Genomic DNA, 23700 nt, shown 5'->3' with positions numbered 1-23700 from the left:
AAAAGAGTAGTCCATTCCTCTAAAAGGAACAGACAAAACCTAAATTTACCTATCCATCACTTTCCTGTACATCCTCGCCTGGAACCCGTGATACTTCGCAAACCCTTCTGCATCCTTCTGGTCAATGGTCTTGCTGTCAAACGAAACCAGATCCTCGGAATACAGGGCATTTGGCGAACTGCGGGCAAGGATTGTGAGGGCGCCTTTGTAGAGCTTCACTTTTACTGTGCCTGTGACCCTTTCCTGGGATTTGTCGATAAAGGCGTTGAGGTCGGCAAAAAGGGGGTCGTCCACAAGGCCGGCGTATGCCATTTCGGACCACTGGTCGTCGACGATCTTCTTGAATTTTAGTTCGCTGCGGGTCAGGACGAGTTTTTCGAGGTCGGCGTGGGCTGCGAGAAGGACGGTTGCAGCGGGGTGTTCGTAGTTTTCGCGGGCTTTTAAGCCCAGCACGCGGTCTTCAATCATATCGGTTCTGCCGACGCCGTTTTCGCCTGCGATGGCGTTCAGTTTCTTTATAAGGTCGTAGCCGCTGAGTTTTTCGCCGTCAAGGGAGACTGGAACGCCGGCTTCAAAGCCGATCTCAATAATCCTGGGCTGGTCAGGGGCTTTTTCAGGAGAGGTTGTCCACTCGTAGATTTCCTCTGGCGGGACAAAGGAGGGGTCTTCAAGCCTGCCGCCTTCGATGCTGCGGCTCCAGATATTTTCGTCAACGCTCCAGGGTTTGGATTTTGTGGCTTCCACCGGGATTCCGTGCTCTTTTGCGTACTCGATTTCCCACTCGCGGGTCAGGTTCATATCCCGCATTGGGGCGATGACTTCCATATCGGTCTGGCGGAAAACGGCTTCGAAGCGGAGCTGATCATTGCCTTTTCCCGTGCAGCCATGCGCAAGGGCAACTGCACCTTCTTTTCTGGCAATTTCTACTACTTTTTTCGCAATCAGGGGTCGGGCAACCGATGTGCCCATAACATAGCCTTCGTAGCTTCCGTTGGCTTTGATTAAGGGGAAGATGTAGTCTCTTATGAACTCTTCCTTTGCATCTACTGTGTAATGTTTGTCGCTTATCTTCTCGGCTTTTGCATTCGCCCTTTTGATTTCCTCTTCAGGCTGCCCTACATCTACCGAGACTGTAATTACTTCATCGTACCCGTACTTTTCCTTGAGGATGGGGATGCACACCGAGGTGTCAAGCCCTCCTGAATATGCAAGTGCAACTTTTTTTGCCATGCTTTTACTACCCCTTTATGGATTAGACAAATAAGAGTGATGAGTGACTTTGAGTGATGAACGACCTGAAACAGATCTAATGAAATTGAGTAGGAGCTAATAAGATTGAATAAGATTCAATGATTCAATAAATCTGTAGTCAAAACAAAATATATAAAGATGGCTGACAGCCATCTTTTCTGGTTCAGAGCAGTTACGTAGAACTTTGGTTCGGAAATTTTCCTAATTATTTTTGTTCTTGACAGCTTTTACACTATTCTTTCTGGCTTTCACCAGTTTTACTCGATCTTTGCCGATTCAGCTTCTTTTTCCTGAACAAGATTTAGTTCGGATTTTTTAGCCTGTCCCATCTCGCTGTGGTACTCGTTAATGGATTTAATCGTAAGCTCCCGTCCTTTCTTCATGGTCTCGATGGCATCGGCTGCAGCAATAGCTGCCTGCATTGTGGTGATGTATGGAACCTTGAAATCCACAGCTGCCCGCCTGATTCTTGAGCCGTCTTTCCGGGACTGTCTGCTTGTCGGAGTATTGATGATAAGGTCAACCTCGTCCCTGCGCATCATATCTATAACATTCGGGCTTCCGTCGTGGACTTTTTTTACCACATCCATGAAGATCCCGTGCTTTGCAAGATGATTAACAGTTCCTTCCGTGCCCATAAGTTCAAGCCCTGCTTCTTGCAGTTTCCTTGCAACACCTACGAGTTCGGTTTTATCAGCATTCCTTATGGATAGGAAAACTTTTCCAGTAAGGGGCAGCAGGTTGTCAGCTGCAAGTTCAGCCTTATAGTATGCCCTTCCGAAGTCATAGTCAATACCCATGACCTCGCCAGTACTTTTCATTTCTGGCCCGAGAATAGGGTCTGCGCCTGGCAATTTATCGAAAGGAAGAAGGACTTCTTTAATCGAGACATGTTTGGGTTTTGGCTCGTCAGTGTATCCCAGGCTCTTTAAGCTGTGCCCTATAATAACTTTGGCTGCGATCTTTGCAAGCGGAATTCCCACGGCTTTTGAGACAAAGGGAATTGTCCTGCTTGAGCGGGGATTTGCTTCAAGTACAAAAACCTTCCCGTCTTTTTCTGCCATCTGGATATTGATCAGGCCTTTGACCTTGAGACCAAGAGCTATTTTGCGTGTATAATCCCTGACCTGGGCAAGCACCTCAGGAGAGAGGGTCTGGGGAGGAATTACACAAGCAGAATCTCCGGAATGTACGCCTGCCTCTTCAATGTGCTCCATGATTGCACCAATAAGTACATCTTCCTGGTCGCAGACAGCATCGACGTCGATTTCGCTGGCTGCCTCAAGGAAATCGTCAATAAGGATCGGGTGTTCGGGCGAGACCCTTACTGCCTCTCTCATATAGCGTTCAAGGTCTATCTCATCATACACGATTTCCATTGCCCGCCCACCCAGTACGTAAGATGGGCGCACAAGCACAGGGAAACCGATCCGCTTTGCAACCTCAATTGCCTCTTCCTGGGAAGTTGCATAGCCGCCTTCAGGCTGCGGAATGCCGAGCTTCTGCATAAGGAGATAGAACTTTTCCCTGTCTTCGGCAAGATCCATGTCCTCAGGATCAGTGCCCAGAATTACGGTATTAAGGTCTGTCCTGCGCTTTAACTCCTGCTTGAGGGGCAGTGCAAGGTTCACCGAGGTCTGTCCTCCGAACTGCACAAGCACTCCATCAGGTCTTTCACGCTCGATGACGTTCATTACATGTTCCAGAGTCAGCGGCTCAAAAAAGAGCTTGTCCGAGGTATCGAAGTCTGTAGATACAGTTTCGGGATTGTTGTTGATGATAAGAGTTTCTATGCCTTCTTCCCTAAGCGCAGTGACAGCATGGACGGTACAGTAGTCGAATTCGATTCCCTGTCCTATCCTGATAGGGCCTGCTCCGAGAATAAGAATTTTCTTCCTGTCTGTCGGGTTTGCCTCGCAGGTATCCTCATAAGTAGAGTAGTAATATGGGGTAGCTGCCTCGAATTCGGCTGCACAGGTATCCACCATCTTGAAAGTAGCCAGAATTCCTGCTTCATGCCTGAGGTCACTGATTTCCTCTCTTGTTCTGCCGGTCAGCTCAGCAAGACGGGTATCCGAGAAACCCATTCTTTTTGCTTCGCGCAGGAGTTCAGGTGTAAGTTCTTCCTTCCTGATGCGCTTTTCCATTTCCACGATCCCTTTCATTTTCGAGATGAAGAAAGGATTGATGCTCGAAAGTTCGGCAATTTCCTTTACCGACATACCCCGCTCAAGCGCATGGTAGATAACAAAAAGACGTTCGCTTGTGGGGGTCTTGAGAAGGGTTTTGATCTCAGGCTCCTCCCATTGTTTTGTTCCCAACTGAGAGTCAATATCGAGAGAGTTGAAAGCCTTCAGCAGGGACTCCTCAATTGTCCTGCCGATTGCCATGACTTCACCCGTACTTTTCATGGCTGTTGTCAGGGTCTTGTCTGCAGTTTTGAACTTATCAAAAGGCCACCTGGGAATCTTTGTGATTACGTAGTCCAGAGCCGGCTCAAAAGAAGCAGGAGTGCTCTTGGTAACGTTATTTATGATTTCGTCAAGTGTCATTCCGATTGCGATTTTTGCGGTCACGCGGGCAATCGGGTAGCCTGTTGCCTTTGATGCAAGGGCTGATGACCTTGACACCCTGGGATTTACCTCAACAACACGGTAATCGCCGTTTTTTAAGGCATACTGGATATTGCACCCACCTTCGATCTTGAGGGCACGGATAATCTTGATTGAGGCGCTCCTGAGCATCTGGTGCTCGGCATCGCTCAGGGTTTGGGAAGGAGCAACAACTGCCGATTCGCCTGTGTGAACACCCATAGGGTCAATGTTTTCCATGTTACAGATTACGATACAGGTATCGTTCGCATCTCGCATGACCTCGTACTCGATCTCTGCCCAGCCAAGCACGCTTTCTTCAATAAGCACCTGCGAAATCCGGCTGCGTCTGAGCCCGCGTTCCGTAATCTCAAGCAGTTCCTCTTTTGTGCGGGCAATTCCGCCTCCTGCACCGCCGAGGGTATAAGCCGGGCGGACAATGAGCGGAAGACCGAGTTCTTCAACAACTTCTTCAGCTTCTTTTAAGGAGTGGACTGCTCTGCTCAAGGGTACTTTTTCCCCTATCCTGAGCATGGTCTCTTTGAAGAGTTCCCTATCTTCCGTGTTTTTAATAGCTTCGATAGGGGTTCCGAGAATTTTAACTCCATATTTCTCAAGAACACCCATTTCTGCAAGTTCACTGGTAATATTGAGGCCAGTTTGTCCTCCAATACCTGCAATAATCCCGTCAGGACGTTCTTTTTCTATAATCTTTTCTATTATCCTTGCATCAAGGGGCTCAATATAGACCGAATCCGCCATTTCAGGGTCGGTCATTATGGTTGCAGGGTTTGAGTTTACAAGTACAACCTTTATCCCTTCTTCTTTCAAGGATCTGCATGCCTGGCTGCCTGAGAAATCGAATTCTGCAGCCTGCCCTATAGTAATTGGCCCTGAGCCTATAAGCAGAACCTTCTTAATGTCCTCGCGCTTAGGCATTAAACTTCACCTCCAAGAACCTTCACAACCTTACCAAAGAACGTTCCCTCAGTATCCAATGGTCCTGCCTGGGCTTCAGGGTGGAACTGCACGCTGAAAATGTCCAGGTTTTTATGGGTAACCCCTTCTACGGTTTTGTCGTTTACGTTCAGGTATTTTATATCGAGCCCTGTCCCATCAAGTGAATCTGCATCAACTGCATACCCGTGGTTCTGGGAAGTTATGAAAATCCTGTTTTCAACAAGGTCCTTTACAGGCTGGTTTCCTCCCCTGTGCCCGAATTTCAATTTATAAGTCCTCGCTCCCATAGCAAGCGAGATAATCTGGTGCCCAAAACAGATTCCGCAGACCGGAATCGTGCCTGCAAAAGCCTTTACGGCGTTAATCGCATCCTTTGCTTTTTCAGGGTTGCCTGGTCCGTTTGAGATTATAAGGATATCTGGTTCATAGCTTGCAATTTCTGCGGGTTTTGTAGTTGCAGGAACCAGTGTAAGGTCAATTCCCCGGCTGTGCAGGCTATTTATAATGCTGCGCTTTATCCCGAGGTCAACCACAACCGCATGTTTACGTTTGCTTATGCCTTTCCAGGCGCCTTCAGCTCCGGGTATGAAACGAGGCTCTTTGCAGGTCACAAGGGAAATAAGTTCCTCATCCGTGATCTGTGGAAGGTTTCTTGCAATATTGACAGCTTCTTCCCCATCGTCACTGCCAGTAATAAGGGCTGCCCGCATGGTTCCGCGTTCTCTCATTTTAATGGTGAGCATCCGGGTATCCACACCTTCAATTCCTGGCTTTCCTTCATCCTCCAAAAATTTGTGGATAGAACGGGTGGATTTGTAATGATAAGGCTTTTTGCAGGCCTCCCTTACAACAAGCCCTTCTGCATGGATATTATCGGATTGGACGCGCTCTCCGCTGACACCATAGTTTCCGATAAGGGGATAAGTAAACATTAAAATCTGGCCCTTGTAGGAAGGATCTGTTAGAGCCTCCTCATATCCTGTGAATTGAGTGGTAAAAACAAGTTCGCCGCAAGCTGTGCCTTCGGCACCAAAACCGGTGCCCTTAATAACTGTTCCGTCTTCTAAGCCTAGTACTGCTTTCATCATCTGAACCTGCGAGTAAATGTCATAAGACATGTATAAGTGTTACGATGAATTTCCTCATTCCTGGATTTTCCATATTTTTTCAGTTTTTTAATATATAAATTTTTCAATTAAATATCCCCCGCGGAAAACCGCCCTTTATACTGCAAAATAAGGTTTTACTCCAGCATATCAGGCACACAAAATAGAGTTTGTTCATGCCATGAGAAATACAATTGTTAGGGATACAATTATTAGGGTAGGGCAATGAAAAATAAAATTTTTAATGTAAAAATCTCGAATAATTGATGAAAAATATTGGTTTACTTAAGTGAACCACCGAAACACAATAATTTCTTAAAATGATACTAAATTGTAATATTTCCTTATGTTAATTGAAGCCCAATTTCATACTTTTAGATCATAAAACCATGTGCATTTATGCCAAATTTATGGCTCGGAATTTTTATTTTTGATTTTATTTTCCTGGTTTTTCCTTTACTTTTATTTCCTGGTTTTTCCTTTACTTTTATTCTCCTCCTTTACTTTTTTACCTTTTTTCTTTATTGAATTAGTACTCGGGAGGCATGCTCACAGGAGTTTAATATTAATAGAATGCCAATCTTTTATCAGAGTAATTCTTCAGATTGAGAGCAGACTACTTTTATAAACCAATCCAGAATGCGAATTATGGCGTTTAAATTTTGAGAATATAGTTTTTAATTACTTACCTACATCTGAGGCAGAAAAATGGCAAAAATGGCAAAAATGGCAAATGTACTTAAAGAGCTCGACAGGTCGGCAGGGGAAGCTTACAAAAAGGGCAGGATTTCTTTTCAAATAGGCAGGTTTGAAGAGGCGCTTACTGATTATAACGAAGCGGCTGATGCCTGGAACAGGGCAGCAAGCATATCATTCGAAATAGGGAAAAAAGCTAGCGGAAAAGCGTTTCTTGAGAAAGCCTGGGATGCAAGGTCGTGTTACGGAATGGCGCTTTTCAAGCTTGAAAGGTACGAGGAAGCCCTGGGAATTGTTGATGCTGCACTTGAGCTTAAGCCTGAAAGCCCTGTTGAGTGGTCCAATCGGGGTTTTGTGCTATCAGCCCTGAACAGAAATGAAGAAGCCCTGGAAGCTTTTAACAGGGCGCTTGTACTTGATCCCGAATCTCCTAAAATCCTTACCAGTATGGGTATAGTGTATTTCAGGATGGGACTATTGGAAAAGGCTCTTGATACTTTCGATTGTGCTCTTGCAGCCGAACCCAAAAAAGCGTCGGATTGGGCTTGCAAAATTCCCAGGTTCAGTTTCTTTTCCCGGAATAAAGCTCCCATTATGAAGCCTGATAATGCCGGAGCTTGGTACTGGAAAGGCAAGGTATTTCTCGAACTTGGAGAAAATGAAAAAGCCCTTAACGCCTTCAAGATGGCTCTTGAGAGCGATCCTGACCACCTCGACTCGCTCCTCACAGGAGGAGACTTGCTTTGTAAATTTGAGGAATACGATGAGGCTCTCAGATGCTATGTACGCGCCCTGAAGCTCAGCCCTGGAAACGAAGCTGCCAGCAGGGGAAAAGAATTTTGTGAAGCGAAAATTAATGGGTGTTAAAGGAAGAATTGTCAAGCAGCCTGTTTTAAGCTACGAAGATTCAGATTCGATCAGAATTTAATCGTAATTTAATCCTGCATTTTATTCATTTCACCTGACTTTAAATATTTAAGATCCTTTATAGTAATATTGTCTTTAATTCAGGAGAAAGCATTGATGGGCTTTATATCGAATTTACTCGGCAAAGATAAGACTCAGAGCTTTTTGGAAGCTTGCAAACATGGGCAGACAAAAAATGTAGAGAAACTCTTGAAGAGCGGAAAAATTGGGGTTAACTTCCAGGATGCATATGGTAGAACCGGGCTTATTTATGCGGCAAACAACGGACACCGAGACCTTGTACAATTCTTTATTGAAAACGGTGCCGATCTTAATATCCAGGATGAGAATGGCGATACTGCTCTAATTTCTGCGGCAAAGATAGAACGAGGGGATATTCTTGACCCGCTAATTAAAGCTGGTGCCGATCTTGATATTCAGGATGGAAACGGTGAAACTGCTCTGAAGTTTGCAGTAAAAGTAGGGTTCAGGCAGATTGCCGGGCAGCTTATCGAGAGTGGTGCCAATCTCAATATCCAAGACAGGAACGGCGAAACTGCTTTGATTTCTGCTGCAAACGGGGGACATAAAGACCTTGTCGAACAGCTCGTTAAAGCCGGTGCAGACCTCAATATTCAGGACAAAAACCATAATACAGCTTTGAATGCAGCAGCTAAAATCGGGCATAAGGGTATTGTTGAGTTACTTGTTAGTGCCGGCTCAGATCCTGATATTCAGGACAAAAGCGGTAAAACGCCTCTGATTTATGCCGCAGAGCGAGGATACAGGGATATTGTAGAGATACTTGTTGAAGGTGGTACCGATCTCAATATCCGGGATGAAAGCGGGCTTACTGCTTTGATGCTTTCAGCACAGTCAGGGTATAAGGATGTAGTTGAATTACTTATTAAAGCTGGTGCCGACCTTACCATTCAGGATCATAATAACAATACTGCTCTTGATATCGCAGCAGAAATGGGGTTCAACGAGATTGTTGATTTGCTCGCTAAAGCCAATGAAGGTTCCAGACCCTGATTTCTTTGGAAGGAAATCTCATGGCATTATTTAATAGATCGTGCCCAAGAGCCCTCTCTACTACGTTTTTAACTGCAATGAGTAAAACAGGAAAAGCCCTCGCATGAATTGATATACCCTCATATAATTATTTGCCCTCGTATAATTGATATACCAGCGTGACAATCCTTATTGCTATGAACAGCAGCAAATCCGAAAACTCAGCTTTACCTTCTTATCTAACTGACCTTGTAGCCCATGAAAAAGGTCTTGTCCGACAGATTACTCCTATTTACGAGTCTGTCGCTTTTTCAAGCCCGGTGCTCGACCAGTTCATGGGCATTATGCCTGATCTCAATAATCGACTCTCTCCTAACAGGAATCTGGGACTTTCTTCTTCCTGCCATCTCCGTCTGAGTCCTGAACCTCTTCCGAGACTTGTTTCTAATTCCTGTACAGGAATCAGTTCTGCTCCTCTTCCTGAGTCCATATTCGAAACTCTGAAGATACCTGCAGGAAAAGGGCTTGAGATCCTGCCAGACCTGTCCGGAAAAACGCTGATAGAAGCAGGAATTCGTACGCTCAGCGCAGATCTTCCTATTGCTCCTCTTGTAAGCAGGTTTGCAACGCTCAGGCAGGTCGAAGGCGGGCTGAAGGAAAACGAGAAGGATAGGGAATAAGGAGAGAATTATGAGAATAGGGAAACTATTCTCTATTTAACTATTTTATTTCATCTTAGTTTCCAGATAATGCTATTCTTGCTTAGTGGAAACATTATCTTACTTGATGAGAAAAGCTCTCTTACTTAATGAAAAAAATATTCTTACTTAACGAAAAAAATTGTTCTTATTTAATGAAAAAAGTAATCGTTTTTCAAAAGAAATCGTTTTTCATGTAATTTATTTGAAGACTATTTAAATTTTATATTAAATCTCTGGAATTTTCTTCAATAACTCAAGCTGTTGCTTTCTTCAAAGCCCTTTCAAACCTCTCAAGCCCGAGGTCAATCTCTTCGTTTGTAATTACCAGAGGCGGAGAGAAGCGGATTACCGAATCCCCACAGGGAAGGAGCAGAATTTTCTCTTTAAAGGCTTCATTGATAATTTTATCCCGTGTCAAGGGGTCTATGGATTTATCGGGTTTTACAATCTCTAAGCCGATCATAAGACCGAGACCGCGTACATCCCCTATGCAAGGGAAGTTATCCTGAAGCTCCCACAGGCGTTGCTTCATATAGGAACCAAGTTCTTTTACCCGAGTTTCCATGTTTTCCCTTTCCAGAAATTCAAGAGAAGCAAGAGATGCGGCTGAAGAAAGAAGATTTCCTCCGAAGGTATTTGAATGGACGCCTGGAGGCCAGTCCATAAGCTCGCGATCTGCAAGCATTGCGCCCATAGGGAGACCTGCTCCGAGAGCTTTTGCAAGGCAGGAAATCTCAGCTCTGACCCCAAAGTTTTCCAGGGCAAGGAAGGGACCTGTCCTGAAACAGCCAGTCTGAACCTCGTCAGATACAAGAAGAACATCATTGTCAGTACAGATCTGCCTTACTTCCTCATGAAACTCAGGAGGAGGAACGATATATCCGCCTTCTCCCTGGACCGGTTCCACGAAAACGGCAGCAGTATCCTCCGGGCTCAAATCCCGCCTGAAAATAAGATTTTCTAGCTCTTTTGCACATTCGATCCCGCACGAGGGATACTCGAGTTTAAGCGGACAGCGGTAACAATAGGCATAGTGGGAATGGGCTGTGCGAAACGCAGGAAAATGTTCCTTTTGCCTGACTTTTGAGCATGTCAGGGAGAGAGAACCCAGAGTGCGACCATGAAAAGCATTATAAAAAGAGATAAGACCCTGACGTTTTGTTTTCCAGAAGGCAAGCTTGATTGCTGCTTCCACGGCTTCAGTTCCGCTATTGCAGAAGAAGACCTTTGAATAACCTGAAAGCTTTTCTAACTTTTTTGCAAGCTTCAGCGGAGGCTCGGCAAAAAAGTCCCCGTATCCGCAGTGAGTCATTTTCTTAAGCTGGGCTGAGATTGCAGCCTCAACCTCAGGATTGGAATGACCTGCATTCATAACAGCAATCCCGGCAACCAGGTCAATATACTCATTTCCATCGATATCCCTTATTATTGAGCCCTTTGCACTGTCCACAACAAGAGGATAGGGTCGAGCTGCACAGGCTGACATTATATTGCAGTCCTGCTCGATAATCTCCCTGGCTTTTGGGCCAACAAAATCAAGCAGTCCGATTTTTTCCTCATCAAGATCAGTACCCTGCTTCGAAACCTGCGCCTTAATCTTCTCAGGCTTTTCCATGCCCAGTACCTCTCCAAAATCCCCAATTTTCTCCTGATCCAAAATTATTCCTCCCATTTTCCCAATACTTTCAGAATCTCATTCCGGCAGATCGATCTGAGCTTTTTGCAGCCTGCCGCTATAGTCTATATATACGGCTTTTACCTCGGAGAACTCCCTTATAGCATCTGTCCCAGCTTCCCGGAAGCCGTTCCCTGTCCCTTTCACACCCCCGAAAGGAAGATGGACTTCGGCTCCTATAGTAGGGGCATTAATATATGTAATTCCGGCTTCGATTCTCTCGATCGCTTTAAAAGCATTACCTATATTTCCGGTGTAGATTGCCGAAGAAAGCCCGTACTTAGTATTGTTGGCAACCTCAATTGTCTCTTCCAGGTCAGAAACCGTAATAATCCCGAGTACAGGCCCGAAGATCTCTTCCTGTGCTATCCTCATCTCAGGCCTGACATCCGTAAACACTGTGGGCTCGAAGAAATATCCTGGAAGCCCAGGGTCTATTCGGTTTCCCCCTGTAAGCAGGGTTGCGCCTTCTTCTATCCCTATGCTCACATACTTTTCCGTTTTCTCAAGCTGGGCTTTACTTATCAAAGGCCCAATATCCGTTTCAGGCAGGAGTCCGTTGCCGAGCCTGAGAGCTTTAACTTTCGCAATCAGCCGTCTGGTGAATTCATCCTTCACTTTCTCATGTAGAATCAATCTGCTCGTAGCCGTGCAGCGCTGTCCCGTCGTCCCGAAAGCTCCCCACAACACACCTTCAAGTGCAAGTTCAAGGTCAGCATCATCCATAACAATTACCGGGTTTTTGCCTCCGAGCTCCAGAGAAACCCGTTTCATGGTTTTTGAACATTCTTCCATTATCCATTTTCCTGTATCAAGGCTGCCTGTAAAGGAAATGGCATTTATGCGAGGGTGCTGGACTATGGCTTTCCCGACAGTTCCTCCTGGCCCTGTAACAAGGTTTATTACTCCCGGAGGCAGACCAGCTTCTATAAGCACCTCTATCAGCTTGAAGGCAAGCAGGGGCGCATCACTTGCAGGTTTGAATACGATTACATTTCCAGCTATAAGGGCTGGCATAATCTTCCAGGCAGGAATCGCAAGAGGGAAGTTCCAGGGCGTAATCACGCCAACAACTCCTATCGGTCTCAGTACGGTCATGCAAAACTTTTGCTTGAGTTCGGAGGGCGTTGTCTCCCCGAACATCCGCCTCCCTTCTCCTGCAGCATAATTTGTTATATCAATGGCTTCCTGTACGTCCCCCCCTGTTTCAGGCAGGATCTTTCCCATCTCTTGTGTCATAAGGACAGCAAGTTCTTCCTTTCTTTCCTGCAAAATCCGGACTGCCCTGAAAAGTATTTCAGCTCTTCTTGGAGCCGGAATTCTGCTCCATATTTTAAAACCTGACTCGGCAGCCTCAACCGCCCTATCCACATCTTCAGCTCCAGCTACCTGTATCATGGCAACGCTTTCCAGAGTAGCCGGGTTTATATCTTCAAAAACCTCTCCTGTTGACGAGTCTTTAAACTCTCCCCCAATAAACAGCTTGTATTCCTGAACCATACAATCCCTTCGAAAATATCAGTATAAAAGAAGATAAATATATTCCATAAATTTTTGCCCACGGGCAGCTCAACTTTCTATTGCACAGGTCAAGTAAAAATTCGATCAGGTTTCGTAAAAACCTGTTAAGGAAAAAAGGTACGGAAGCAGGATTAGCAAAAGCTATTGATGTATGAACACTCTAAACCACACACTCTGGATCTGGTTGAAAGCCTCTGCAAGGTCTCAGGTCTTCAGCTCTTATTATCAACCTGCACCGCTGTTGACAGCCTGCCAGATCTTTTTTGACAATTCGGAATACTGAGCCTTTGGATCCCCTATCTTCTGGATAAATGAATTCACGCCATTTTCAATTGCCTTATGTATGACATCTTCCTTGCTCACTCCAGTGAACATTATGAAGGGGATGTCAATACTTCTGTCACGGATAGTTTTCAAAAATGTAATGCCGTCCATAATAGGCATGTCATAGTCGGAGACTACCACATCATAAGACTCATTTTCCAGTCTCTCAAGGGCTTCCTGTGCAGAGTTTACAGTGTCCGATTTTATATTATGGAAAAGCTCAAGAAATGTCTTTGATAGCTCTAGAAATAGGGGGTCATCGTCTACGAGCAGTACTTTCACGGGGGGTCTTCTCCTGAGGTTATTTTTTTCTGTAACCTTCCTGTGGATCAGTTACCACTTACCATCTTCTGGTAAGAAGTAACAAAATCTCAACCTCGTTTATTATTAGTATAAATGTCTTAATTAATATAAAAAGTTAACTTCTGTACTATATAACGGGAGTTTTTGTATCATAGAAATGAAATTCTTTGTACTCCAAAAATAAGAATGAAAAGTAAGAATGAATGAAAAAATGAAAATGAATGAGAAATGAAAATGAGTAAGAAATGAAAATGAGTGAAAAAGAAAATGAACGAAAAAGAAAACAAATGGAAAGGAAAATGGATGAAAAAAATGAATAAAGATTAGAGAATGTAATAAAGAAGAAAAATGAATAAATTAGAAAATATAAAAAAAGAAAAAGGGTAATTTAAACCTGGTTAATAAAATCATCCAGTTCTTTTTTCAGCATCTGGCTAAGGATTTTTCCATCAACCACGCCTCTGTATTCCTTCATGACAATGCCCATAAGGGGACCAAGAGCTGCTGGACCTTTTTCCTTGATAAAGTCTCCTCTCTCCCTGACTGTTTTCTTGATGAAATTCTCGACCTCCTGAGGGTCAAAGGCACTGAGCCCAAGCTTTGAAATCGCTTCAGGAACACTCAGCTCCGGTTCTTTTGCAAGAGCTGTCAGAAGATCCTGGATAGCTTCTTTTGCAATTTCCTGATTTGAGATGGCTGCAAAAAGCCCTTTGAAATGCTCATCCGTAAGATTTTCGGTCTCGACCCCGTTTCTCCTGATTTCCGGAACAATTCCTACAAGCGTTCTGGCGATCAGGGTTGGGTTTACGTTTGCATCTTTTCTATAAGTTCCGACCAGGCTCTCAAAGAGAGGAAGATACTTTGAATAGGCTATTTTTTCGGCAAGCTCTTTATTTAAGCCGTTTTCGGAGATAAAACGCTTCGCCCGTTCGGTCAGAAGTTCAGGGATCTCGATTGAGTCGAAGTATTCCTGTGAAATTTCTATCGGAGGCACATCAGTTTCAGGGTACATCCTTGCTGCTCCCGGAAGGGGGCGCATATAAGCAGTATTTCCATCGGGAAGGGCTCTTCGGGTTTCTTCAGGAACTCCTTTAATTGCCTCTTTTGCCCTTGCAATAACCGCTTCGATTGCAAGCCTGGCTTTTTCGGGTTCGTCTGCAACCATTATTACGGCATCCTCAGGATGTGCACCTACGGCGTCCCTGACAGCCTGAACTTCCTTATCGGTAATCCCGTAGTTGGGAAGTTCATCGGTATGGAAAATCCCTCCTACACCAGCAGTCTTTGCCCTGTCCGAAAACTCGGTTCCGAGCCTTCTTCCTGGCTGCACTTCTTTGCCTACAAGTCCGCCGAATTTCCTGAGAAGGGCGGCAAGAACTGCGCCTTTTTTCACGCCTTTTTGCAGGACTTTGGACTTTGTATCTATGAAAAGCCCTGTTACGTCGTAAATCTCTTCGCAGACGAAGGCTTTTCTTTCCATGAGTTCCTGTCGGATAAAAAGAAGATTCAACTGCCTTTTTACTTCCCTGCGAACGATATCTTCTATGAGGTCAAGCGCCTGTACACCTTTTATTTCAACTCTTGCGCCCTCGGAAATTGAGATATTCACATCCTGCCTGATTGTTCCAAGCCCGCGCTTTACTTTCCCTGTGGATCTGAGGAACATTCCTATCTGTTCGGCAACCTCTCGGGCATGACGAGGGGACTTTATATCCGGTGCAGTGGCGAGTTCTACAAGCGGGATTCCCAGCCTGTCAAGGGAATAAACGATTGAGTCTCCGATTTCCTCAATTTTCTGGGCAGCTTCTTCTTCCACGCAGAGGCTGTCAATTCCGCAACGCCCCTCGGAGGTTTCAATATACCCGTTGCTTGCAAGAAAAGCCGTTCTCTGAAACCCGCTTGTATTCGACCCATCTACCACGATTTTTCTCATAACGTGCATCTGATCCACAGGTTTCATGTTGAAGAGTTTTGCAATCTCGAGGGAAATTTCCAGGGCTTCCTTATTAAGTTCTCTTGGAGGCTCCTCATCATTTTCTACAAGGCAGGTCGTATCATAAGCCTTATAGATATACTTCCTCCTGATCTTGGTCTGCTCCACCGCAGCCCTGTCCATTTCTCCCATCTCACTTTCCGTAGCCCTGAGATACCTGAAAAACTCAAAGTTTGAATCCCTTACATCCCTTAAAACGGTTGGACACCTGCAGAACAGCTTCTCCTTCGAGTCCAGCTGCTGGTGGATCTCAAGCCCGGCTTTCAGCCCAAGTTCACTGTAATCGTATTTTTCCATATTTTCACCCGAATCTAAGCAGGAAGCGCCTTAATTCTCCTTAACTCCCATAAAATCTTATCAATTTCTTTGAATACTACTGAATTTCCCTGAATACTAACTAAATTTCCTCGAATACGAGCTGAATTTCTTTAGTTTTTCTTTAAATTCTCTTTAATATTCCCTTCAGCCCTTTCTAATTTTCTTTTAAATCCTATCCTTTAAATTGCGTCCTTTTGCTCTCCTTCAGTATTAAATCCTTGGCTCGTTACTTCCTCTCTTATCTTTAAACTTTTTTGCGCTCGATTCCTCTCTTAGTCTTTTAGGTGCTGTACTGTTAATTGTCAATTGTTATTGATAATCACTGGGTAAGGAATTGAATGTAAAAGGTATGATAGAAGGTATAAAGGTATCTCTATATATAAGAGTGAAGCTATCTTATTGACAGGTTAAATAATATCTTACTAAAGAATAGAATGAGTAAAGATCTTTATTCCCCATCTTAACTTCTGTTTGAATCTAATTTAGGAGCATACATTTCTCTAGCCTTCACTCTTTTACATCTCGATCTGTAGATTTCATCAAGAGCCAGTCATAAACGCAATCCTTCGAGAACTTATGTTTCAGAGATGAAAAATTCTTATTAACTGCATTTTGGATGAAACTATAAGCTGGAGATATAACATGTCCCAGCTGCTCAAATTTTAGCTCTTACGGATGTAAATTCGACACCGCAACGTTCACACATATTAATTTAACAAAATTAAGCGGGCAAATTCTCATTTTAATACACGATTTAGAACAAAAATTTACGTTTACTAATACAATTTCTTAAATTCTTATATGAATTTCATATTCCTTGATATATACTAAAGTAAATATTAAAGTCTGGAAGAGTAATTTCCAGACATCTTTATTTTTGGGGGGATGACATGAAAATAAAATATATGTTAATAATTTGCCTTTTTATTTTTTTATTAATATTTACAGGAATAGCAGCTGCAGCGGTAGCCGAAGGAAATGAGACTCGGATTACCGCCAATGAAGCCGATCAGAGCAACTCTGCGGCATTCGGGAACATTATAGTCTGGGAAGATTATCGCAATGCTGACGGCTACGAGTCTACAGATATCTATGCTTACGACCTTTCCACTGGTAAAGAAATGAGAATAACCAACAATACATCCCTGAAGTACTCGCCTGTCATTTACGGAGACATAATAGCATGGGAAGATAACCGCAATGGGAACTGGGATATTTACGTTTACAACCTTTCAACATCCACGGAGACGCGGATCACTCGAAATGAGTTCGACCAATATGCGCCTTCCCTCTATGAAGACAAACTGGTCTGGCTGGATGGGCGCCACGGAGGAGGAAGTCTGGATGCTGACCACTGGCCTGAAGGAAACTGGGATGTTTTCATGTACAACCTTTCCACCTCCACAGGAATCCGGATTACCAAGAACGAATCATGGAAGACTTTCCCAGCAATCTATGAAGATAAAATCATCTGGGTAGACGGGCGGAACGGCGAGCCTCTATACTCGCACCAGATCGTTGATGGGGATCTCTACATGTATGACCTCTCAACAGCGCAGGAAACCAGGCTCGTCTCAGGTGTTTCTTCCGATGCCAGGCCTGACATTTATAAGGACAGAATAGTCTGGGAAGATGACCGCAATCGAAACTCCGATATCTATATGTACGACCTTGTAAACTCCACCGAGGTTCAGATAACCGACAATGAATCAGAACAGTGGCGCCCTGCTCTCTATGAAGACAGGATAATCTGGACGGATTATCGCAATGGTAACGGATGGGATAATCCTGACATTTATATGTACAACCTCTCCACTTCCGAAGAAATGCAGATAACGACAAACGAATCTGAGCAGTGGGCGGATGACATCTTCGGCGACAGGATTGTATGGACCGATAACCGCAACGGAAATAACGATATTTACATGTTCACTCTCCGGGCTTCTGGAGAAACTATAGAAGAAAAAGCTGCTAAAAAAGAAACTGTAGAGGAGAAAACTGTCAAGAAAGAGACTGTAGAAGAAAAAGCTGCTAAGAAAGAGGCTGTAAAGGAGAAAACTGACAAAAAAGAAACTGGAGAGGAAAAAACTGATAAAAAAGAACTGTCTAAGATGAATTCCGTAGAAGAGCTGAAAAAACTCAAAGCACATGTGAATTCTCTTGACATGGAGCCCTCTGCAAAGAATTTGCTCAATGCAAAGCTCAGGTATACGATCAAGTCTCTTGAAGCCGGGGACACTGATACAGCCATGGTTAAGCTTGGCTTTTACATTGAATGCGTTTTAATCATGGAAGCAGAAGGCAGGATAGAAAGCGAAGATGCACATTATATAATCAGCGAAGCCAAAAGAATTTTCGATATGATAGAAAGTTCGTGAAGTTTTAGAGGGTGATGTACGCCTTTGCAGCGTTGAGTGTGTTTATAATAGCATATATTTTATCACAGATGTCTCACGCCTATAGCACGCATTATGTGCTTATGACATGGGTCATGTGCTTATAACATACATCTGAGATAATCAGGATTTGTATTGTTTAAATAACGACGATATATCCTGATATTCACCCCTTTCATTCTTTTTTTTATTTCAGAGTTTTCAGTCATGAAAATTATCTTACAAATCTATGAATTGTGTCAGCCTTCCTGATCGGCTGCCAGTTGACCAGGATGCTGTAAGTCTAAAGCCGGGCTGTATCAGTCGCGGTCTATTAAGTATCAGTCGCGATCTATTAGAGTTAAATGAACTTGATTACTAACAAGGAAAACAGAGTGATAAAACAGATGAAAATAAATAAGTGCATCACTATTCCGAGAGCTACCTCATGAGTCACCTCATGATCCTTTAGATATGGAATGTTCTGCTTTACAGTTGAGAGAAAATTTCCAATAGGATCTGCCATGCTTATACAATAATTTTTTTCCCATATATAGAATTATAGCTTTGAACCGGTGCAACCACTATGGAAATAATACAGTAGTATAAATCGACATCTCAGGCTAACATGAAAAAGTTAACCTGGCTTTTCACTTTTAGATCTCCGATGCTGTTATATTTCGTGCAGGTTAATAGGTAAATGGTGATTTTTCATAAGTGACGTTACTTTTAAGAAAATAATGATTGCAACTGACGGTTCGGTCTGCTCAAGGATTGCTGCCAGTAGAGGGATAGAACTTGCCAGGTTGAGCGGAGGAACAGTTTACGCGGTTTATGTAGTATCCACAGAGTACTTTTCTTCCATGGCTGTGGATTTTGACCGCGAGCGGATGTATGAAGCTCTGAGAAAGGAGGGATGCAAAGCTGTAAGCTACATAAATGAGATAGGAGAACTGAAAAATGTTAATGTGGAGACCGTCCTGCTTGAAGGTCATCCTGCCGATGAACTGATCAGGTTTGCAGAGGAAGAAAAAATGGATATCATTGTTATGGGCATGATTGGAAGAACAGGTCTTGACAGGCTGATCCTGGGCAGCGTCGCAGAAAAAGTGATACGGCACTCAAAAGTTCCTGTAATGGTCGTAAAAGAGAAATGTGACTCCTGAGAGGGGAACGGCAGGCTATGAATCGAAGCCTTAAAGCTCTCTTCATGCTTGCAACTTTCCCTATGTATGGAGCTTTATATCTTATTCTTATATCTTAATCTCATCTCTGAATTTTCACAGCTTACTCTCAGCTTATCTCAGTTTTCTTCAGAGCTAATTTGAGGATTTAAGGTCCGATTTCCTCTTTTTATAGCCCTCAGCTTTCGATTTCGATTTTCTTTTTCACGGCTGCGACTACATTTTTCGGAGAGTCGGTTTCCCAGAGTTTCCTGATTTTAGCGCTCCTGAGAGCTGGCATAAGGGCTTCGAGCTTTGCCTGCACGGCTGCAAGAAGTTCTTCATCAACTCCAGGAGGCTCAACGCCCATGAACTTCTGGGCTTTAAGGGTCTCGGTTTCCCTGGGAACGGCACGGTCGACGCCTTTCCTTACTCCTGTCTTCAGGGACTCAATTGCATCCCTCCACTGCGCAGCCCAGGGAGTATCAGGAATCTCGGTATGGTGAATTTCTGTCCTATCCACTTTAATGGCGTCAAGATGGCAGGCTTTCACACAGGCTCCACAGTACATACAGAAATCCTCTTTAAAAGCAATTTTCCGCGGGTCTTCAGGATCGGTAGGCACATACCACAGTTCCGAGGGACAAACGTTGAAACAGCCGCGGCAGCCCTGCGGATCACACTCCTTCAGATTCTTATCTATAAGGCTCAGCTGCCCTTCCATAGGCTTTTGCAGGTCTACGGCTTCATACGGGCAGACCGCTTTACAGCGGGCACACTGCGTACACTTCAGTTCGTCTACCGTGACTTTCCCCTCGACCTTTGGAGCCTCGCAGGGACGTTCTCCTTTAACTTTTATTGCTTCCTCGGGGCAGATATCCTGGCAGAGCACACAGTAATCGCATTTATCCTCATCTACAAGCAACTGCTCGAAAGGCACGGGATTTTCAGGAGTGGGTTCGCGCTCGAGCAGGATGAAAGCGTCACAGAACCGGGCGCAGATTCCACAGAAATTGCATTTCTCAGTGTCAATTGCAATTTCTCCCTCTGCCCCTTCCTTAAAAGGCGCAATTTCTTCTTTTTTCGGGAAGGTGAACTCAACTTCGATTGCATCCTGAGGGCAGGCTCCCTCACAGAGCGCACAGGGGAGGCACTTCTCGTTTATCTTAACATAAGTATCATACTTGGGGTACTGATTCTCATCAGGAACCTCTCCCACAGCTTCAAAGGTGATGGCATGCATAGGGCAAAGGTTTGAGCACATTCTGCAGAAAGTACACTTCTCAAGATCCATGATTACCGCAGGTGCATCAAGCCCGGTTGCAATCTCATGAATTGGACCCATTTCAAGGGCTTTTGTTGGGCAGATTTCAGCACAGATCCCACAGCCATTACAGCGCTTGTAGTCATAATCCAGGGTTTTGATAGACTTCTCGGTTGCCTGGGTATAGATAAAATGGGAACCCTGGAGATCCATGCTGGTTGTAACCGTAATCCTTTCCTGGGATTCTTCCTCAGCAGTCTCGGGTGCTTCAGCTTCGAGATCTTCGGTTTCGAACTCCTCAGTTTCAGCCTCTATAACTTCGTTTTCTCCGGCTTCGCAGCATCCCCTGCATAAATGAACTTCCCGTTCTGTGTACTCCTCGCTCACTGTGCCACCTCCCCTAGTTCGTTTCCAGTATCTCCAATTCCCGTCTCCTTAATCTTGAGCTCGGTGCCTATTGGGCCAATCTCTTCAAGCTCCTTTACAAACTCAGTAATAGTATTTGAGAAACGTTCTCCTTCAGCAGCAGAGATCCACAGGGTTCTCAGCCGTCGGGGATCGAGTCCAATATCGCTTATGACTTCCTTTAAAACGTCCATTCTTCGTTTTGCATCATAATTCCCATGTATATAATGGCACTCGTCCATCCTGCAGCCTGCAACAAGCACTCCATCAGCTCCACCTTTTAAAGCCTCAAGTACGAATTCGGGGCTTACCCTTGCAGAGCACATCGTACGCACAACTCGGATATTTGTCGGATAATGAAGCCGCGACATTCCGGTAAGGTCTGCACAGGCATAACTGCACCAGTTGCAGAGGAAAGCCACTATGAAAGGACTCTGGGATTTGTACGCAGTTGCAGCCCGGACCTGGGCTAGAATCTGTTCGTTTTCGAAATTCTTCATCTGGATTGCTCCAGCAGGGCAGGCTGCACTGCAGTCTCCACAGCCATAACATGAAACCTCGTCTACTAAAGCTTTCTTATTTTCCATAGTGATTTTCCCGAATTTGCAGACCTCAAGACAGGTTCTGCATCCTATGCATTTTTCAGGATCAACATGAGCTCCCATAGGATCGGCTTCAAGCTCGCCTGTTCCGAGAAGCTGCATTACCTTGGATGCACATGCACTGCCCTGGGCAATTGAGACCTGAATTTCTTTGGGTCCTGAGGCGCAGCCTGCAAGGAAAACCCCGCTGACAGGGGCATCTACAGGGCGCATCTTTGGGTGGGCGCTTGCAAAGAACCTGTCTGGCCGTCGGGCAAGATTCAGCATTCTGCCTATATTTTCTGCCGCTTCGGTGGGCTCGTAACCCGTAGAGAGCACTACAAGGTCGCAGGCTTCTTCTTCGACCCGGCACTCCAGGGTGTTTTCATACCTGAGTACGGGCCTGCCGTCTTCGCCTGCATAAATTTCCGCAACCTTTCCCCGAATGAAATCAACACCCATAGCCTGCGTCCTTGCGTAGTATTCTTCATACATCTCCCCTGCAGCCCGGATGTCAATGTAATGGATCGTGATCTCGGTATCAGGGTAGCGTTCCTTAATCATCTGGGCATTTTTGAGTGCAGCCATGCAGCAAACCCTTGAGCAGTACTCATTCCCAACGGTTTTATCCCTTGACCCGACGCACTGGATGAAAGCCACGCTTTTCGGGGGCTTGCCTGTGGAAGGCACAATAACCCGTCCGCCTGTAGGCCCTGCCGAGTTAAGCATGCGCTCAAGCTGCATGTTTGTTATAACATCAGGGTATTTCCCGAACCCGTACTCCTTTTTCCTAGATGCATCAAAGAGCTGGTACCCCGTTGAAACGATTACTGCCCCGGCTTCAAACTCAATCTCTTCAGGTTTTTGTTCGTAGTCTACGGCATCGGCAGGGCATGCCTGTGAACATAATCCACAGCCTACACAGTGGTCGGGATCTATAAGCACCACCTGCGGAACAGCCTGAGGAATTGGCATATATATGGCTCTGGTCTTTCCGATTCCGTAATTCATGGGATTCTCGATTTCTACAGGACAGACCTCTGCGCAGAGATCGACACAGCCTTTGCATTTATCTTCAAGTATGAATCTCGGTTTGCGTTTGACTTTTACATGGAATTTGCCGACTGACCCTGAAATATCAGTGACTTCGGAATATGTGTAAAGAGTAATATTAGGATGGTTCTGGACTTCTGTCATTTTAGGGGCAAGTACACAGATGGAGCAGTCATTAGTGGGGAAGACCTCATTCATCAGAGCCATTTTGCCTCCTATAGTGGATTCCTTTTCTACCATCGTGACCGGAAAACCGGCGTCAGCAAGATTCAGGGCTGCCTCAATTCCGGCAACTCCTCCTCCTATGATAAGCACATTTCGGCTTGCTTTGGAATTTGTTGCACTCAGCTCCTTAAGGAACTTTGCCTTTGCAACTCCCATCCTTATAAGGTCAAAAGCTTTCTGGGTCGCCATCTGGGGGTCATCGGCATGCACCCAGGAGCACTGCTCCCTTATATTTACCATCTCCATTAGGTAGGGGTTTAGCCCGGCTTTTTCCATCACGTGCCTGAAGGTCTTTTCGTGCAGCCTCGGGGAGCATGCAGCTATTACGACCCTATCGATTTTATTTTCTTTTATATCCTTTATGATGCCTTCCTGTCCGGAATCGGAACACAGAAACTGTACTTCCCGGGCGAGCACCACATCTTCCAGTTCAGCTGCCATTTCCTGCAGAGCCAGTACATCTATTACTCCCGCAATATTCAACCCGCAGTGGCAAATATAGACTCCGATTCGCATAATTGGTGACTCCATATACCTGTGTTTAATGCCGAATCTTAACGATTCGTCAAGCTATAGCTTCTAATATTTACATGTAACCTGAAAGATTTACATACAAGCTGAAAGATTTACATACAACCTGAAAGACTTGTATATAATCTGAAAGATTTGCATATAACCTGAAAGATTTGCATATAACCTGAAAGGTTTACATACTGAAAGTTATGATTCCTGACCATAATTCAGAACCACGTGCAAGAGCATTTTGCCATACAGAAAAACCAGATCCGGTACAGCTGCTCACTAAAGAATTTTTAGATTTCAAATTTGTTGAGAACAATTAAAATTCCAAATTCATGGATTTGTTACTTTTATATTGTTCATCTTCATATGAAATTGTTATTCTTTCACATTTACAATTTTTTATTGTGTTATTGTTTAATTAACAATTTGCTATTTGTATTGAACTGATAATCTAATGATAGATAGTAGCCTTTACATATCCCTATACTTTTTCATTTAAACTGAATAAAAGCATAAGGATTTTGTATAAAATCAAAACCTTTATTTTATATGGTGTTTCCAAATTTATTTAATGTTAATTTATTATTTTAAATCTCAGACTATTTTAGATAAGTTCCAATACTCTAAGTTTTTACTCTAAGTTTTATTATTTTTTGCTATGTTCTTCTATAGTTTATCTTCTGTAACAGATTTGACCATTTATTATATACAGCTTAACAGTTTATTTATATAACAGAATTTATTTATATAATA

At 44.2% G+C, this 23700-nt stretch carries 13 protein-coding genes and 1 pseudogene; 5 read left to right on the top strand and 9 right to left on the bottom strand.

The window, feature by feature from the left end; translation table 11 throughout:
- Positions 1-45: 45 nt before the first annotated feature.
- The 3 genes from MSTHT_RS02095 to carA all read right to left on the bottom strand — a co-directional run bounded on the left by MSTHT_RS02095 (position 46) and on the right by carA (position 5887).
- On the bottom strand, positions 46-1230 hold the full coding sequence (locus MSTHT_RS02095) for an argininosuccinate synthase (protein WP_048166362.1): 1185 nt from the start codon (positions 1228-1230) through the stop codon (positions 46-48).
- A gap of 278 nt (positions 1231-1508) precedes the next feature.
- Positions 1509-4781 carry a carbamoyl-phosphate synthase large subunit gene (carB, locus tag MSTHT_RS02090; RefSeq protein ID WP_048166361.1) on the bottom strand — a complete coding sequence of 1091 codons (3273 nt, stop codon included), beginning with the start codon at positions 4779-4781 and terminating at the stop codon, positions 1509-1511.
- Positions 4781-5887 carry a glutamine-hydrolyzing carbamoyl-phosphate synthase small subunit gene (carA, locus tag MSTHT_RS02085; protein WP_048168307.1) on the bottom strand — a complete coding sequence of 369 codons (1107 nt, stop codon included), beginning with the start codon at positions 5885-5887 and terminating at the stop codon, positions 4781-4783. Before carA ends, carB begins: the two co-directional genes overlap by 1 nt.
- Positions 5888-6616: 729 nt before the next feature.
- Here carA and MSTHT_RS02080 point away from each other — a divergent pair.
- The 3 genes and pseudogenes from MSTHT_RS02080 to MSTHT_RS02070 all read left to right on the top strand — a co-directional run bounded on the left by MSTHT_RS02080 (position 6617) and on the right by MSTHT_RS02070 (position 9204).
- Positions 6617-7471 (top strand): tetratricopeptide repeat protein, encoded by an 855-nt coding sequence (locus MSTHT_RS02080; protein WP_231588151.1) that lies wholly within the window; start codon positions 6617-6619, stop codon positions 7469-7471.
- 141 nt (positions 7472-7612) lie between these two features.
- Positions 7613-8545: pseudogene (locus tag MSTHT_RS02075) on the top strand (ankyrin repeat domain-containing protein); the annotation flags it as partial.
- Between the two features lie 158 nt (positions 8546-8703).
- Positions 8704-9204, top strand: coding sequence for a hypothetical protein (locus MSTHT_RS02070; RefSeq protein WP_048166359.1), 501 nt, complete (start codon positions 8704-8706; stop codon positions 9202-9204).
- Positions 9205-9478: 274 nt separating this feature from the next.
- On the opposite strand, the gene MSTHT_RS02065 is transcribed toward MSTHT_RS02070, so the two are convergent.
- The 4 genes from MSTHT_RS02065 to gatE all read right to left on the bottom strand — a co-directional run bounded on the left by MSTHT_RS02065 (position 9479) and on the right by gatE (position 15338).
- Positions 9479-10882 (bottom strand): aspartate aminotransferase family protein, encoded by a 1404-nt coding sequence (locus MSTHT_RS02065; protein ID WP_052721904.1) that lies wholly within the window; start codon positions 10880-10882, stop codon positions 9479-9481.
- 36 nt (positions 10883-10918) lie between these two features.
- Entirely contained in the window at positions 10919-12400 is a 1482-nt protein-coding gene (locus tag MSTHT_RS02060; protein ID WP_048166358.1) for an aldehyde dehydrogenase family protein, read from the bottom strand.
- 246 nt (positions 12401-12646) lie between these two features.
- A complete protein-coding gene (locus MSTHT_RS02055) occupies positions 12647-13027 on the bottom strand; it encodes a response regulator (RefSeq protein ID WP_048166357.1) in 381 nt (126 codons plus the stop codon).
- Between the two features lie 409 nt (positions 13028-13436).
- Entirely contained in the window at positions 13437-15338 is a 1902-nt protein-coding gene (gatE, locus tag MSTHT_RS02050) for a Glu-tRNA(Gln) amidotransferase subunit GatE (protein ID WP_048166356.1), read from the bottom strand.
- 911 nt (positions 15339-16249) lie between these two features.
- Here gatE and MSTHT_RS02045 point away from each other — a divergent pair.
- The gene (locus MSTHT_RS02045; RefSeq protein WP_048166355.1) at positions 16250-17737 is read left to right on the top strand and encodes a hypothetical protein; all 1488 of its coding nucleotides are present in this window, start codon (positions 16250-16252) and stop codon (positions 17735-17737) included.
- A gap of 737 nt (positions 17738-18474) precedes the next feature.
- Entirely contained in the window at positions 18475-18900 is a 426-nt protein-coding gene (locus tag MSTHT_RS02040) for a universal stress protein (RefSeq protein ID WP_082086725.1), read from the top strand.
- Between the two features lie 196 nt (positions 18901-19096).
- Here MSTHT_RS02040 and MSTHT_RS02035 read toward each other — a convergent pair whose 3' ends face one another.
- Positions 19097-20548 carry a 4Fe-4S binding protein gene (locus MSTHT_RS02035; RefSeq protein ID WP_048166353.1) on the bottom strand — a complete coding sequence of 484 codons (1452 nt, stop codon included), beginning with the start codon at positions 20546-20548 and terminating at the stop codon, positions 19097-19099.
- On the bottom strand, positions 20545-22941 hold the full coding sequence (gene hdrA2 / locus MSTHT_RS02030; protein WP_048166352.1) for a CoB-CoM heterodisulfide reductase HdrA2: 2397 nt from the start codon (positions 22939-22941) through the stop codon (positions 20545-20547). The genes MSTHT_RS02035 and hdrA2 overlap by 4 nt, the downstream gene beginning before the upstream one ends.
- Positions 22942-23700: the final 759 nt, after the last annotated feature.

It is taken from the genome of Methanosarcina thermophila TM-1 (assembly GCF_000969885.1).
Classification (GTDB): Archaea; Halobacteriota; Methanosarcinia; order Methanosarcinales; family Methanosarcinaceae; genus Methanosarcina; species Methanosarcina thermophila.
The sequence above is the reverse complement of the archived record's forward strand: the minus strand, read 5'-3'. Positions and strand labels throughout refer to the sequence as shown.

Bases quoted from the DNA above. Each gene is read 5' to 3' on its own strand.
- MSTHT_RS02095 (WP_048166362.1), bottom strand. From the start codon at position 1,230: ATGGCAAAAAAAGTTGCACTTGCATATTCAGGAGGGCTTGACACCTCG.
- carB (WP_048166361.1), bottom strand. From the start codon at position 4,781: ATGCCTAAGCGCGAGGACATTAAGAAGGTTCTGCTTATAGGCTCAGGG.
- carA (WP_048168307.1), bottom strand. From the start codon at position 5,887: ATGAAAGCAGTACTAGGCTTAGAAGACGGAACAGTTATTAAGGGCACC.
- MSTHT_RS02080 (WP_231588151.1), top strand. From the start codon at position 6,617: ATGGCAAAAATGGCAAAAATGGCAAATGTACTTAAAGAGCTCGACAGG.
- MSTHT_RS02060 (WP_048166358.1), bottom strand. From the start codon at position 12,400: ATGGTTCAGGAATACAAGCTGTTTATTGGGGGAGAGTTTAAAGACTCG.
- gatE (WP_048166356.1), bottom strand. From the start codon at position 15,338: ATGGAAAAATACGATTACAGTGAACTTGGGCTGAAAGCCGGGCTTGAG.
- MSTHT_RS02045 (WP_048166355.1), top strand. From the start codon at position 16,250: ATGAAAATAAAATATATGTTAATAATTTGCCTTTTTATTTTTTTATTA.
- MSTHT_RS02040 (WP_082086725.1), top strand. From the start codon at position 18,475: ATGATTGCAACTGACGGTTCGGTCTGCTCAAGGATTGCTGCCAGTAGA.
- hdrA2 (WP_048166352.1), bottom strand. From the start codon at position 22,941: ATGCGAATCGGAGTCTATATTTGCCACTGCGGGTTGAATATTGCGGGA.